The sequence below is a fragment of the Pseudomonas sp. NBRC 111127 genome (genome assembly GCF_001320345.1).
GTDB lineage: Bacteria > Pseudomonadota > Gammaproteobacteria > Pseudomonadales > Pseudomonadaceae > Aquipseudomonas > Aquipseudomonas juntendi.
The window spans coordinates 1-11,716 of record NZ_BCBD01000170.1 but is presented as its reverse complement, the minus strand read 5'-3'; the positions used below and the strand labels follow the sequence as shown (position 1 = coordinate 11,716).

Below are 11,716 nucleotides of genomic sequence, written 5' to 3'. Positions count from 1 at the left end.
TCGGTGAACACCAGGTTCAGCTCGGCGTTCGCCTTGGTGAGGCGTGCCGCATCCTCGACCTGCTTTTGGGTCATGATGCCCAGCTTGTTGCGGGAATCCAGCTGCTTCTCTACCTCGTCGCGCCCCTTCATCAGCAGGCGGATGGTGTTCTCGTCGAAGCCCAGCGCTTGGCCGGCGAGGCGCTGGTTCAGCGGCGTCATCTTCTCGAAGGCGCCGGCGATGTTGGCCAGGGCCTCTGCCGTGTCCTGCGCGCCAATGATAGCGTTCGGGTCCAGGCCCAGCTTGGCTACGTCGCCGAACCAGCCGACGTTACCGGTGATGGGCGATGCCATCAGGTCCTGGATCTTCTGCATGGCCGCGAAGGCGTCTTGCGCATTCCCGCCCTGGGCGGCCAGTGCTTGGCCCAGCGCCTGCACATTTTGCGTGCTGAGCCCGGTCAGGCGGTTGAAGTTGTCCAGCGCGGTGCCGGCGTTCTTGAAGTCGCCCACCACCTTGTCGATGGCCAGCTTGCTTGCCAGCACGGCGCCGAACTGCAGAGCCGACCTGGTGAGGCCGCCAAACGCCGCATCGGCCTTCTGGAATGACTTCTCGTCGACCTTGATGCCCAGGGCGATCAGGAAGCTCTCAAGTACTTTCACGGGTTCGCTCTCCGGATCTCGTCGTGCAACTGCCGCACGTAGAGCATTTCATCCATCGCCAGGTTGGCGCGCTTGACCCAGCCCAGCGAGTAGGTGCCGTCAGTGAGGTCTTTGTAGGTGCAGAGCGGAGGGCAAACCCCGGGAATCCCTACGCAGGGTCGCCAGAGGTCCCAGTCGATGGCTGGGTTGAGGCGTTCTCCTGACTCGCCCCTGGCTCCCCGGTTGAACCGGTAGAGCTCTGGAAGAGGGTCAGGAGTCCGGTAAAATCCTCGAACACGTTCCCGAGAGCCAGCACCACCAGGGTGAAGTAGGTCTTCAGACGACCAGAAAACTGCTGCATGCCGACCAGTTGGCCGTCCTTGTGCAGCTGGCTCAGCATCGTGTCGCAGATGAAGTTGAAGTCATCCTCTGGGATGCGCGACAGCATGACGCCAACGATCTGGCCGGCGATGGCCACCGACGACGCGGCGCCCAGCTCGGCCTGGGCCAGGCCGCGAATCAGCGGCTCGACCCCGTATTTGCCGAGACGGAACAGCACGGCGCGCTGTTTCTCGGCGCTTGGCATGCCGAAGGTGTACGTCACACCTTCATGCTCGATACTGCGAACGAAGTCCTGTGCCTGGTTCATGCAATTTTCGCCTTGTTGAATTCCATGACGAAGGTGGCGTCGTTGAGGCCCGGGCCGCCGCGCGCCATCGACTTGCCGCGAGTGATGACGCCTTCGGAGAAGACGGCACCCTCCAAGCCGGCAATCGAGGCGTAGGAGCCAGACACCTCGGACTTGGCGTTGACCTGGGCCTGCAATGCCAGAGCCTGAGGGCTGCCGGGCATCAGGTTGACGGTCAGGCGCAACCCTGGGTTCTTGCGGTGGAAGCGGACACCGTTTCCGCCCAGGCCGCGACTCAGGATCGCCTGGTCATCGATTGGCTCAACAGTGAATGGGGGGTCGGTGCGCCCCCAGTCGTCCAGCACGCCAACGCCAGTGATCACCACGATGGTGTTTTCTACAGACAGGTCACTCAGTGCCATGCTCTGGCTCTCCTCAGTCGACGTTGACGGTTACGTCTACGGCGTGGATGGCGCCGGCACGGAACAGGCGCATGATGATTGGGGCAGCCAGGCGCTCTGCGCGCTCGGCGTCGGTGAGGTCGAGAATGTCGTCAGCTTTGCTGAGGATCTCGTAGCCATCGCTCAAGACCTCTTCGCCGGTCTCGTCGCTCGTGTACTGTCGAGCGCCAAGGTAGCCATTATCGATGAAGCGCTGGCCGATCTGCGCAGCAGCATCGATCAGGACCTGCTGACCCTCTGGGGTCTGCTTCAGCTTGGTTGGCACATTGGCCAGGGCGTTGTACAGGTTCACTCGCAGCGAGTTCACGAAGCCGTCCAGATTGAACACGTCGTCGATGTACTCGCCAAAGCTCGACGTCGACTTCGAGTTGATCACCCGGCCGGCGTCAACCTGGCCACCGGTCTCGACCACGGTGTAGAACGGGGCGCCTTTTTCCTTCATCGCGCTGTACGCGGTGATGGTCAGGTCTTCGGCAGTGATACCTGGCAGCTTCTTGAACTCGCCAGTGATGGTCGAGTTGGCCGCGTTGAAGTTGACGCGGCTGAACACGGCGCCCAGCTCGAAGCCGGCATAGGGGGCGGTGGCGTGGCTGAGCAGGAATGCCCGGCGCGAGCCCTGCAGCTTGGCCTTGCTGACGATGTCAGTGGAAAGGCTCGGATCGCGTACGGCTGCCTGGTTGGTGGTGCCGGCGTAGAACTTGCCAGCAGCATCCCCGGCGACGATCAGGGCCAGCACGTCGGCGTCGTTGGCCCGGATGGTGGTTTCGAACTCGTACCAGTAGAACCAGATGCGCTTGTTGATCGCGTCGTTCATCGACTCGACCGGGCTGTCATCCTCCTGTCGCAGGTAGATGCGCAGGGACTTTGGCTTTGGCACCGCAGAGAACCAGGCCAGGGCCGCCAGATAAACATCGGACGCGATGTTGAAGTCTGCCGCCACCGCCGCAGCGCCTCCGTAGTCCCGGTAGCTGCCCTCGGCAAACGTCGTGTCGGTGGAAGAGTCGAAGTCCGCGAAGACCATGCCAGCGCCAAAGTTGGCAGTGCCCAGGCCGGCCGCACGGATGTTCGTGACAATGTTGATGATGTTCTCAGCCGGATAAGGCATTTACTTCCCCTTGCGCGATGGCGCCAGATTGTTCGGTTTGAACCTCGAAGCCGACGCGGTAGATCCGATTGATTCGGTCTTCAGCCACGGATTCGCCGTAGAGGTACAGGGTGACCTGGGAGCGCTCTTCCATTGCCGCTTGGTAGAGGCCGGTCAGGTTGTTGATCGGTGATATGCGGGACCAGCCCAACTTGGCGCGGCGCAGGATGCTCTTGATCGGCTCGCGCTTGTTCGCCTCGCACAGGGTCATGGCCAGGCCCATGGCGCCGGCACGGTAGATGTTGATGCTGAACCCGATCGTGAACTGGGTGGAAACCCGCTCGATGATGTCCTCGAAGCGCGGGTCATCGGTGGCTGGCACGTTGCGTTGCGTCTTGAGTGCCTGGCCGAACTGGGCCGGGCTGTCGATGCGGACTGCCGCGTAGGTGCCGGTGGGGGCAGATGTGCCCGGGTCACCGACGATCACCTTGTTTGCCGGCAGGCCTGTTGCAGCGACTACGATCTGGCAAACGACCTTAGTGAGGGCGATTGTGTCAACCATTTGGCTGCCTCATATTCCGTCGGTAGTCGCCGTAAAAGCTGTCAGGTCCGTCAAACTCGACAAAGGTGACATTCTCACCAGTCAGTTCTTCATCAATTATCTCGCTGATCACTCTCCAATCGCCGCCACCGCGCGCTGCACCTATTGCTGGTACGCCCCAGCGCCGACCTTGGCCGCCAAACTCGACCATCGCTGCTCGGAATGCATCGCGTAGCGCCTGATACTCGGTAAGCGGAATCCCGCCCGGTCTAGATCCGCACCAGTCGTACTGGGTGTAGGCGTTGATAATTACCCCATGTGGCACAAATGCCTTGGTATAGGTGCCCAGCTTTGATCGATCGTATGGCTTGGTCGCCAAGTCAGCCTGGAGCGCCTCAGGAAAGAAGGAGGCAATCGTTTTGGCGATCCCGTCATCCATGTTGCAGTGGCAGTTCTGCCCGTGAACGATCACATCGAAGTGGCCCTGGCGAAAGAGTGCGACCAGGTCGCCGCGAACCTTATGCATTGGCGTACCCCTGCAGCTTTTCGATCTCGGCCGGGTCAAGCTTGGCGATCACCGCGCGGCAGAAGTTGTGCCAGGGCCGGTAGTCGGTGGCCATGGCCTTCCACCAGGTGGCGGGCTTGTCCGGGGTTTCGGCGAAGACCAAGATGTCAGCCAGGTTTCCCGGGGTGGACACCTCGATCCCCTTGCCGTCGTTGCGGTGGATTACCCGGATGTCGTTGATCCGCTCGGCGCCGATCTGAAGGAACTCGATTTCCTTGTCGCTGGCCGGCTGGACGTTGGCGTCGAATGTGTCGAGCAGCGTCATGGTCAGCTTCGGTTCGAAGTCGATGATCTCGCTGCTGTAGCGCATGCGTTGCACGCCGCGGTGCGACACAAAGGGGCCGCTGACGTGCCCGCGCATGTTCAGGCCCATCAGATACCCTCCTCGATAGGCTCATCCTTACCGCCGATGACATAGCGGATCGACTGGCGAAGGTTGCCGGTGTCGATAAGCGGATTGTCTGAACCCTTCTTGCGGATGGTGGATTTGGCGTTGGGCGGCTCTTTCAGGTTGGTGATCTGCGTCCTCACCCCATCCTCTGCCATCTGCCCCATTTGCTGAAGTATCTGGAGCATGGTGAACTCCCCGGAAAGTACCTTGGGGATTTGCACCTCTGCCAACAACACCAGGGTAGGGGCAACATTCTCGACGCCTGGGCGCAGGAATGGCCTGGCCGGGATGCTGCCGGAGTACGCTCCGGTCTTGCCGAGCTCCATGAATCCTTCGCCGGATTTCAGGAAGCGCACCCGGCCTTCCTCGGCGTCCTTCTGGGTGTTGTACCCATACGAGACGCCACCCTTGTGCTTGATGTCCTTTGCGCCAAACTCGTTCACTGCGGCGATGGTGGCGATGGTCAATCCATCTTCATAGGCTCCAGCACCACTTGGAACACCAACAAGTACGCGCTCCTTGCCCTCCAGTTTCTTCTGAAGGTCCTTGAGAGCCTTCTCCACCTGCTGTGTGCCGATCATGCTTACGGTGGGCCGGATCATACGCAGATCGCTCCCATGCCGGCCCGCTGACGCAGGTGCAGGTACTCAAGCCCGTATGGGGTGAGCGCAAGAGCCGCCTCCCACGCCGTCAGCGATGCATTCGCGCCTGGGACGGCGTAGGACACCGACTCATCACGAACGCTCTTGCTGGCCACTGCGTAGGGCGTAGTTGCGCTGCCGTCGGAGCCGGTCGCGGCAGTGGTGGCCGCATTCCAGGTCAGGTAGTGGGCCGCCAAGGCGAACCAGCCGCGCTGCAGGAACGAACAGGGGCCATAGAGCCCCCAGTTGCCGCAGGTGCCGAATTCGCCCTTGGCGATGTTCAGCGCCTTGGTGATCTTGGCGTCTGACCACTTGGCCGGGTCGGCGAACTCTTCGTAGAACTCGCGGAATTCAGCGACCATCTCGGCCGTTACTGGGATGTTCAGTTCGGCCATGTCGGGTCATTCCTCGGTGGGCGGCTCGGGCTCGGGCGATGGGCCAAGCTTGATCCAGCCGGCCCGGTAGAAATTCGTCGACTTCAGGCGCTCGGCCTCTCGGTCGTCGAAGTACTCGATCGCCTCGCCCGGCGCCAACGAGAGGTCGGCAAGGTCGATGCGATGCGAGCTGATATTCGTGATGGAAGCCATCAGGGTCTCCAGTCATAGGCCCCGGTTGAGGGGCCGTGACACTGGGTTACTTCTTGCCGGCCAGCTTGGCCTGGGCGTCTTTCAGCTCGCCTTCCAGCTTGCTGGCACGCGCCGACTCCTGGGTGAGGCGATCCTGAAGATCTTTCAGGATGTCGCCCTGGCCTTTGAACTGAGCGTCGTACTCGGCCAGCTTGGCCTGGGCGGCGAACAGATCAGCCTTGAGCTGGGCGTTCTCCTCGGTCAGCACCTGCAGGTCGCCGTTGGCGTCGTAAGGCTGCTCCGGCGCGCCGGCCACCAGCAGGCCGTGCTGCTCCCAGAGGGAACCCTTGGCCAGCTCGAACTGCTCTTCGGTGGTCTGCTCGCCAGGCTGCACCGAGCTGCCGTCACTGAGGACGACCGGGTTCGCGCTGATGTTGGTGTAGGTCTTCTTGGAAGACATGGTGACCCCCTTAGATGCCGTCTACGTAGGCGTGGGACATCGGAACCCGCAGCTCAGTACCGGCAGTGCGGACAACGCCCATCGCCTCGTACCGGGAACCGCCGTGAGACGGGATCGGCGCGTTGAGCTGGAACGGCATTGGCAGGTGGAACTTCGCGAACTGGGCGTTCTTGGTGTACGCCATCATTCGGTCAGTGCCACCAGCACCGGCACCAGCGAGCTGCAGGATCGGCTCGAAGGTGACGTTGAGCACGCGCTCCAGGTAGCTGATCAACGTTTCCGCGGTGTTCGGGATGCGGAAGGTGGTCAACATGCCGTACTGCTTGAGCGGCAGCAGGATGTGGGTAGGGCGGAAGATGCTGTTGGTCTGCACCGAGTAGACCTGGAGGATCAGGTTGTTCAGCAGGGTCAGCAGCTCGCTTGCAGCAGTGTCCGGGTCCTGAGCCAGGATCTGGGCAATGGTCTTGTTCGCACCGCCCAGCAGGGTGCCGGTAGCGAGGACAGGAACGCCTGGGTACTTGAGCAGACCACCAGTAGCCAGCGAAGGCCAGCGCGCATCACCAATGAAGGCAACACGGTCCAGCCACTGCTCGGTCAGAGTGCGGGTCGCGATTGGCTTTTCGGCCAGGTAGTTGATCGCGCCGCCGAAGCCTTGAGCGTTGGCCATTTCCATGGCCTTGCCGACCTCGATCTGGGTGTAGGTGTAGCCCAGGCCAGCCTGGACAACATCAACACCGCCGATTTTCGAGGCGATCTCAGCCAGAGGGAAGTCGTGGGACAGGTCGCCGATTGGGGCTGGCTCACCCTTGTAGTCCAGCACCTTGAAGCCGATCGACTCGACGTAGTCAGGGGCCGAGGTGTCCACCGCCAGCACGCGGGGATACTTGATCTCCGGGTATGGCTGGCGAAGCACCTCCTGCTCGATGTACGTCAGGTTGCCGATCAGGAAGCCCAGTTGCGCCTGGGCCGCTGCGTCCATTGTTCTCATAGGTCGCTCCTTAAGCGGCAATGGTGGTTTGATTGATGGCCTTGACCTGCATCAGGGCCAGCTCACCGGCCGCAGCAGCGGTCAGGAAGGTGCAGCCTGGAAGCAGGTGATTGCCAGCAGTGGTGGCGTTGGTCAGCTCGCCAGTGGTGGGCTTGGCGTAGACCTGAGCGCCAATAGTGGCGCCGTCGATGGTCTTTACCCAGATGCGCCCGTGGCTCACCAGGCTGACTTCCTCACCCAGGCGGTAGCCGCCGACGGCGTTGCCGTTGGTAGGGTTCGAGGCGTCGCCGGTGATGTAGCTGGAGCTCACACCCACGGTCTTGCGTACCGAGATGCCAAGGAACAGGGCAGCGGCAGCCACTGGAAGCTTGCCGCGCTTGGCGGCCGAGCCGACTACAACGGCACGGGCAAACGGGATGGCCAAGTCGGCGACCACGGTGGTGATGTCAGCCATCGCCAGGTCATTGATCTGACCCTCGAAGGCCTTGCCAGCGTACTGGCCAAAGGTGTCGATTGCGGTGGCCATTACGCTTCACCTCGCAGGAACTTGTTGTAGGAGTCGGAACCGTCGGTGGTCAGCTTCGGACGGTTTCGCAGGTCCTTGGCCAGGCCAGCGAGGCTGTCCTTGGTCGCCTGGGATTCGTCGTCATCCTCGTCCGTGGTTTCCTTCGCATCTTCCTCGGCGGAGTCGAATGCGGCAGTGATGTAGGCCTCGGACTTGCCTACCCAGTCACGGGTTGGCTTGAGCTGGGTCAGCGCAGCGCGTTTGATTTCCAGCGGGGATACCAGGCCCTTGCTGTCGAAGTTCTTCACGATCTTCGAAGCGGAAGCGATGGTGTCGAGGGTGAGCTTCACGCGCTCGCCGATCGCAGCGTCGGAGGTCGATTTCTTCGCCTCGTCTGCTTTCTCTTCGGCTTCGTCTTTGGCCGCTTCGGCCTTGTCTGCGCGCTCGTTCGCCTCGTCGAGGGTCTTCATGAGGCTCGACACGGCGTCTTCGACTACCGTTGCGGTCTCTTCGTCGAGGATGACGGAGCGGCTTTTCTTGGAGTCTAGGAAGACTTTCCGGGTCGCCATTGGGGGGATACCTTTCGGTTTGTGGTCAAAAATGCGGGCGACCTTGCCGGCCCGCGCTGCATCAACAACCGCGAAGTGGTTGTATTTGATGATCCGCTGCACGTACTCGTAGGACTGGCCGTCGGGTGCGACGCCGGCCTCTGGCACGTATTCGGCGGTGTAGCCGGGCGAGAGCTCAGCCTTGCCCGACTCGATGTCGTCGATGGCCGACTGATCCTTGATGATCATGTCGACGACCGCGTTTTCACCCTCGCGCTCATAGCCGCGGGCATGGCCGACCGACACGTCGCGGAAGGTGGTCGAATCGACCAGGTCGTCCGGGTGGTCGTTGGTCACGTCCTTGTCGATCGCCGTGGCCATCGACTCGGGACTGAAGAGCTCTTCGGCTGGCTTGTAGACGTTGACGATGCGGGCCGGGCCCGGCAGTTCCAGTTCGGTCGAAACGTACTGGTAGACCCCCGTGCGGGCCGCAATGCCCTTCACGCATAGGTAACCCTCAGGCGTGCGAGTGCGCGACGTCGGCGTAAAGGCCGCGTCGATGGTCATTTTCTTCATGTGCTACCCGTTCTTGTCGGGGAAGTAGTTCACGCCGGGTATCAGGGATATCCCTACGCACCGGCAGAGCGGGTGGTGCTTGCCAGGGTGCAGGCCGGTGACACCGCGCCAAGTTGCGCCCTCGGCGACCTTGTACACGCCCGGGCCGTAGCCGATGTCCTGCTTGGCGATGCCGTAGCAGCTGATCTTGGCATTGGGGTACTTGCCGTTGGGGTCGCCAGAGACACGCTGGTCGTTGGCCGTCTCGACGCGGTAGAACTCGATGCCGGCTGCCGTCTGCCGCTGGCGGGTAAGGTCGCTGTTCAGCTGCGACACCTGGTCCCGAGCGATGAGCTTGGCCCGCCGGGCGCTGACGCCGGTCTGCTCCTGAATCTGCTTGGCGATCGCCGTGGGAGCGAGGCCGCTCTTCATGCCACCCAGCACGATCGTCTCCACCCTCTGGAAGTACTCGGCGGGGATGGACTTGATCAGGTTGACGTTCTCGGCGGTCGAGGCTTCGAGGTAGTCGACCATGCCCTTGGGCTTGGTGATCAGCTCGAAGTCCACGCCGACAGCGCGGTTGACCGACTTGCGGAAGTCATGGGCGTTGTCGGCCTCGGCCCGGCTAATGGTGCCTGCCGCTACCCGCCGGACCTGCTGATCGAACAGGCTGGTGGTGAACGTCGATGACACCCGGCGAATCACCGCGAGGATGTCATCGGTCCAGCCGTCAAGGGTGGTCACGCTGTCCGCCGTGTACTGAGGCTTCAAGCGGGCCAGCTCAGGGCCGAGGACAGCGTACAGCTGCTGCGACATGAGCCTGACCAGGGCCTTCAGCTGCCCACGATAGAAGCGCTCTGCGTCCTCGCTCGGCTTTACCGGGTCAGGCGCCCGCGGCTTTCGCTTCCTTGCCATCAGCGCCTTGTTGGTCGCCGTCAGGGCCTCCAATGGCGAAGGCGTCGAGGTCTTCTTCGGAGCCAAGGCCATTGTCTTCGTCCTTCTCGCGCTGCTCTTGGGCGGTGATCTGCTCGTCGGTGATGGCGTATCGGCCCTTGGCCTGAGCGCGGCGCATGGCATGGCTCGGGCGGATGATGCGGTTCTCGATGTTGATCGCATCGGCCTGGGCGTCTGCCAGATCTTCCTGAGCCTCTTCCACACTCGACTTCTGGTAGAGCGGGTTCCACTCGAACTCGATATCTTCGGGGTAAGTGCCCAGCGCGGAGCGGATCATTACCTCATCCAGGCGCTCAAGGTCTCGGCGCATCTGGCCGTCCTGCTTGCCCTTGATGGTGCCGTGGTAGGTCTTGAGGTCGCCGTCTCCGGTGGAGTTGAGGCCGGAGGCAGACTGCCCCCATAGCTCGGTCACCGGCATTTCAGCGGCGCCGGCAGTCCACACCATGAATTGCTCCATGATCTGGCTCAGCCCGGAGAAGGCGATGCTCTTGCGGTCATAGACCTCGTTGTCTTGGTCCAGCAGGCCAAGGTTGATGATCCCCTTGAGCATGCCGAACAAGCGGTAGCGTTCGGTGATCTGATCACACTGCGCGCTGGACAATGCACCCTGTAGGCCTTTCACGCTGATGGTGTCGACGTTCGCCTCAAGCACCAGGGAGGCAATGCCGCCCTTGGTAGCCACCACATCGCGCAGGTCTTCCATGCAGCGGCGCAGGCGGCTATCACCCCAACCCTGCTCGAACTGAGCCATACGACGCGGCAGGCGGGCACCAGTACGGCGGATGACGTGCGAGTAGTGGATCGGCTGCTGGCCGTTCACCACCGTGTAGATCTCTGGCAGCATCCAGTTGGGCGCCACGGGATCGGTGAAGTTGAACTGGCTCGGCTGAATGTCCCAGCGGTCGAACACCACGATGTTCTTGAGGCCGCCCTTCTTAACCTTGTTCAGGTCGAGGGGCTTGCTCAGGTCCTGGCCGGTGATCATCAGCATGGCCGCGCCGCCGTAGAGGTCAGCCCAGCAGCAGGCATCCAGGTACTTCTGCTGCACGCCCAGGCGACGCTCCTCGGCAGCGATCTTGCTCGCGTCCTTCCCGTTGAAGCGGCGCCACTCTCGCAGGGCATCCTCGTTCGGCTTATCCACGATGCGGCGGGCCAGCCAGTTGGACTGATAGGCCGCTTCGAGCTCGTAGGGCGTGACGAACTGGAACCCGAACTGGTTGTACGTGCGCTTATCCCGGTTGGTGCCGATGTTGGCTACCAAGTTCTGGAGGCTGTCGCTTGTGACAATTCCGCCAGACGGCACTTGAATTCGCGGTTTTGATGTGGTCACAGGTTTTTACTCCGCGCCACAAAATGGCACTTCATGATTTCGTGGCGCGCATCACTTCGGCTGCTTGCACAGGTCGCAGTCAAGGCGGCGGCAGATCCAGCGCTTGACCCTTGGCCAGTACATGACGACAAACATATGCCGAATGCCAGCCAGGGCCAGCGCGACGTGCATCGTGACGCCTGCCGTGTTCGGGGTGAAGAACATGCGATCAGATCGAGCAAGGATGGCGTAGCCGCTCAGGGCGATGATGGAGTAAAGAATTTTCCCTATCACCCCATCGCGCACCTTCCCGCTCAGGACTGCCCAGGTAGCCCACAAGGCGATCAGGCCAGCAGAGAAGGCGTTGACGTATTCGAGAATCATCCGTTGGGCCCTCCGAACTTGGACCTGATGACAGACCAGAGATCAGCGGCCTTGATGGCGCGGGTGACGGCAGCAATGAGCGAGCCACCGAAGGTGCCCAGCAGGAACCCTACCCCCGCAACGTTGCGGGGCTCGACAATACCGAAGTAGGTGCTGACCATGCCCGTCAGGTAGTGGGCACAGGCCATGCCGGTCAGAAGGAACAGCAACCAGGCCTTTCGGTCCGTCAGGTCGTCCTTGTGCCAGCGGGTGGCAACCAAGGCCCCCAATAGGCCCGCAATGGCCCAGTCGAGCTTGTCGAGCATGCGGTGAAAAAAATCCATGCGCTCGACTCCGTAGCTTGGCATGAAATGGTGCCGCCACAAGGATTCGAACCTTGGGCCCTCCGCTTACAAGGCGGACGCTCTGCCAGCTGAGCTATAGCGGCGAATGGCTAGCAAGGCAGGATTCGAACCTGCGACCGCCCGGTTAACAGCCGGGAGCACTACCGCTGTGCTACTTGCCAATGATTGGAGCGGA

18 protein-coding genes and 2 tRNA genes are annotated in these 11,716 nt (G+C 61.9%); all 20 read right to left on the bottom strand.

The window, feature by feature from the left end:
- Window positions 1-638, bottom strand: a 638-nt coding sequence (locus APH30_RS23000) for a hypothetical protein (protein WP_156326616.1), incomplete at its 3' end; no start/stop codon positions are given.
- 148 nt (window positions 639-786) lie between these two features.
- On the bottom strand, window positions 787-1,266 hold the full coding sequence (locus APH30_RS22995) for a phage tail assembly chaperone (RefSeq protein ID WP_054913859.1): 480 nt from the start codon (window positions 1,264-1,266) through the stop codon (window positions 787-789).
- Window positions 1,263-1,667, bottom strand: a complete 405-nt coding sequence (locus APH30_RS22990; protein ID WP_054913858.1) for a hypothetical protein — start codon at window positions 1,665-1,667, stop codon at window positions 1,263-1,265. The genes APH30_RS22995 and APH30_RS22990 overlap by 4 nt, the downstream gene beginning before the upstream one ends.
- A gap of 13 nt (window positions 1,668-1,680) precedes the next feature.
- Complete coding sequence (locus APH30_RS22985; RefSeq protein ID WP_054913857.1) at window positions 1,681-2,811, bottom strand: DUF3383 family protein; 1,131 nt, start codon at window positions 2,809-2,811, stop codon at window positions 1,681-1,683.
- On the bottom strand, window positions 2,795-3,352 hold the full coding sequence (locus APH30_RS22980; RefSeq protein ID WP_054913856.1) for a hypothetical protein: 558 nt from the start codon (window positions 3,350-3,352) through the stop codon (window positions 2,795-2,797). Before APH30_RS22980 ends, APH30_RS22985 begins: the two co-directional genes overlap by 17 nt.
- Window positions 3,345-3,857, bottom strand: coding sequence for a hypothetical protein (locus APH30_RS22975; protein WP_054913855.1), 513 nt, complete (start codon window positions 3,855-3,857; stop codon window positions 3,345-3,347). The genes APH30_RS22980 and APH30_RS22975 overlap by 8 nt, the downstream gene beginning before the upstream one ends.
- Window positions 3,850-4,269, bottom strand: coding sequence for a hypothetical protein (locus APH30_RS22970; RefSeq protein WP_054913854.1), 420 nt, complete (start codon window positions 4,267-4,269; stop codon window positions 3,850-3,852). The genes APH30_RS22975 and APH30_RS22970 overlap by 8 nt, the downstream gene beginning before the upstream one ends.
- A complete protein-coding gene (locus APH30_RS22965; protein WP_054913853.1) occupies window positions 4,269-4,889 on the bottom strand; it encodes a hypothetical protein in 621 nt (206 codons plus the stop codon). Before APH30_RS22965 ends, APH30_RS22970 begins: the two co-directional genes overlap by 1 nt.
- A complete protein-coding gene (locus APH30_RS22960; RefSeq protein WP_054913852.1) occupies window positions 4,886-5,323 on the bottom strand; it encodes a DUF4054 domain-containing protein in 438 nt (145 codons plus the stop codon). The genes APH30_RS22965 and APH30_RS22960 overlap by 4 nt, the downstream gene beginning before the upstream one ends.
- A 6-nt stretch (window positions 5,324-5,329) precedes the next feature.
- The gene (locus tag APH30_RS22955) at window positions 5,330-5,515 is read right to left on the bottom strand and encodes a hypothetical protein (RefSeq protein ID WP_054913851.1); all 186 of its coding nucleotides are present in this window, start codon (window positions 5,513-5,515) and stop codon (window positions 5,330-5,332) included.
- A 46-nt stretch (window positions 5,516-5,561) separates the two neighbouring features.
- Complete coding sequence (locus tag APH30_RS22950; protein WP_054913850.1) at window positions 5,562-5,954, bottom strand: hypothetical protein; 393 nt, start codon at window positions 5,952-5,954, stop codon at window positions 5,562-5,564.
- Between the two features lie 10 nt (window positions 5,955-5,964).
- On the bottom strand, window positions 5,965-6,942 hold the full coding sequence (locus APH30_RS22945) for a major capsid family protein (protein WP_082416237.1): 978 nt from the start codon (window positions 6,940-6,942) through the stop codon (window positions 5,965-5,967).
- Between the two features lie 10 nt (window positions 6,943-6,952).
- Window positions 6,953-7,468 (bottom strand): hypothetical protein, encoded by a 516-nt coding sequence (locus APH30_RS22940; RefSeq protein WP_054913848.1) that lies wholly within the window; start codon window positions 7,466-7,468, stop codon window positions 6,953-6,955.
- A complete protein-coding gene (locus APH30_RS22935) occupies window positions 7,468-8,562 on the bottom strand; it encodes a DUF2213 domain-containing protein (RefSeq protein WP_256222119.1) in 1,095 nt (364 codons plus the stop codon). The genes APH30_RS22940 and APH30_RS22935 overlap by 1 nt, the downstream gene beginning before the upstream one ends.
- Before the next feature lie 12 nt (window positions 8,563-8,574).
- A complete protein-coding gene (locus tag APH30_RS22930) occupies window positions 8,575-9,366 on the bottom strand; it encodes a phage minor head protein (RefSeq protein ID WP_054913860.1) in 792 nt (263 codons plus the stop codon).
- 67 nt (window positions 9,367-9,433) lie between these two features.
- Window positions 9,434-10,807, bottom strand: coding sequence for a DUF1073 domain-containing protein (locus APH30_RS22925; RefSeq protein ID WP_256222118.1), 1,374 nt, complete (start codon window positions 10,805-10,807; stop codon window positions 9,434-9,436).
- Between the two features lie 78 nt (window positions 10,808-10,885).
- On the bottom strand, window positions 10,886-11,197 hold the full coding sequence (locus APH30_RS22920) for a hypothetical protein (protein ID WP_054913845.1): 312 nt from the start codon (window positions 11,195-11,197) through the stop codon (window positions 10,886-10,888).
- Window positions 11,194-11,520, bottom strand: coding sequence for a hypothetical protein (locus tag APH30_RS22915; protein WP_054913844.1), 327 nt, complete (start codon window positions 11,518-11,520; stop codon window positions 11,194-11,196). Before APH30_RS22915 ends, APH30_RS22920 begins: the two co-directional genes overlap by 4 nt.
- Before the next feature lie 28 nt (window positions 11,521-11,548).
- A tRNA-Thr gene (locus tag APH30_RS22910) sits at window positions 11,549-11,624 on the bottom strand.
- A gap of 3 nt (window positions 11,625-11,627) precedes the next feature.
- Window positions 11,628-11,702 (bottom strand) — tRNA-Asn (locus tag APH30_RS22905).
- Between the last annotated feature and the right edge of the window lie 14 nt (window positions 11,703-11,716).

What these genes read in the sequence shown, in the direction of transcription:
- APH30_RS22995 (WP_054913859.1), bottom strand. Translation starts at nt 1,266, where the DNA reads ATGAACCAGGCACAGGACTTCGTTCGCAGTATCGAGCATGAAGGTGTG.
- APH30_RS22990 (WP_054913858.1), bottom strand. Translation starts at nt 1,667, where the DNA reads ATGGCACTGAGTGACCTGTCTGTAGAAAACACCATCGTGGTGATCACT.
- APH30_RS22985 (WP_054913857.1), bottom strand. Translation starts at nt 2,811, where the DNA reads ATGCCTTATCCGGCTGAGAACATCATCAACATTGTCACGAACATCCGT.
- APH30_RS22980 (WP_054913856.1), bottom strand. Translation starts at nt 3,352, where the DNA reads ATGGTTGACACAATCGCCCTCACTAAGGTCGTTTGCCAGATCGTAGTC.
- APH30_RS22975 (WP_054913855.1), bottom strand. Translation starts at nt 3,857, where the DNA reads ATGCATAAGGTTCGCGGCGACCTGGTCGCACTCTTTCGCCAGGGCCAC.
- APH30_RS22970 (WP_054913854.1), bottom strand. Translation starts at nt 4,269, where the DNA reads ATGGGCCTGAACATGCGCGGGCACGTCAGCGGCCCCTTTGTGTCGCAC.
- APH30_RS22965 (WP_054913853.1), bottom strand. Translation starts at nt 4,889, where the DNA reads ATGATCCGGCCCACCGTAAGCATGATCGGCACACAGCAGGTGGAGAAG.
- APH30_RS22960 (WP_054913852.1), bottom strand. Translation starts at nt 5,323, where the DNA reads ATGGCCGAACTGAACATCCCAGTAACGGCCGAGATGGTCGCTGAATTC.
- APH30_RS22955 (WP_054913851.1), bottom strand. Translation starts at nt 5,515, where the DNA reads ATGGCTTCCATCACGAATATCAGCTCGCATCGCATCGACCTTGCCGAC.
- APH30_RS22950 (WP_054913850.1), bottom strand. Translation starts at nt 5,954, where the DNA reads ATGTCTTCCAAGAAGACCTACACCAACATCAGCGCGAACCCGGTCGTC.
- APH30_RS22945 (WP_082416237.1), bottom strand. Translation starts at nt 6,942, where the DNA reads ATGAGAACAATGGACGCAGCGGCCCAGGCGCAACTGGGCTTCCTGATC.
- APH30_RS22940 (WP_054913848.1), bottom strand. Translation starts at nt 7,468, where the DNA reads ATGGCCACCGCAATCGACACCTTTGGCCAGTACGCTGGCAAGGCCTTC.
- APH30_RS22935 (WP_256222119.1), bottom strand. Translation starts at nt 8,562, where the DNA reads ATGACCATCGACGCGGCCTTTACGCCGACGTCGCGCACTCGCACGCCT.
- APH30_RS22930 (WP_054913860.1), bottom strand. Translation starts at nt 9,366, where the DNA reads ATGTCGCAGCAGCTGTACGCTGTCCTCGGCCCTGAGCTGGCCCGCTTG.
- APH30_RS22920 (WP_054913845.1), bottom strand. Translation starts at nt 11,197, where the DNA reads ATGATTCTCGAATACGTCAACGCCTTCTCTGCTGGCCTGATCGCCTTG.
- APH30_RS22915 (WP_054913844.1), bottom strand. Translation starts at nt 11,520, where the DNA reads ATGGATTTTTTTCACCGCATGCTCGACAAGCTCGACTGGGCCATTGCG.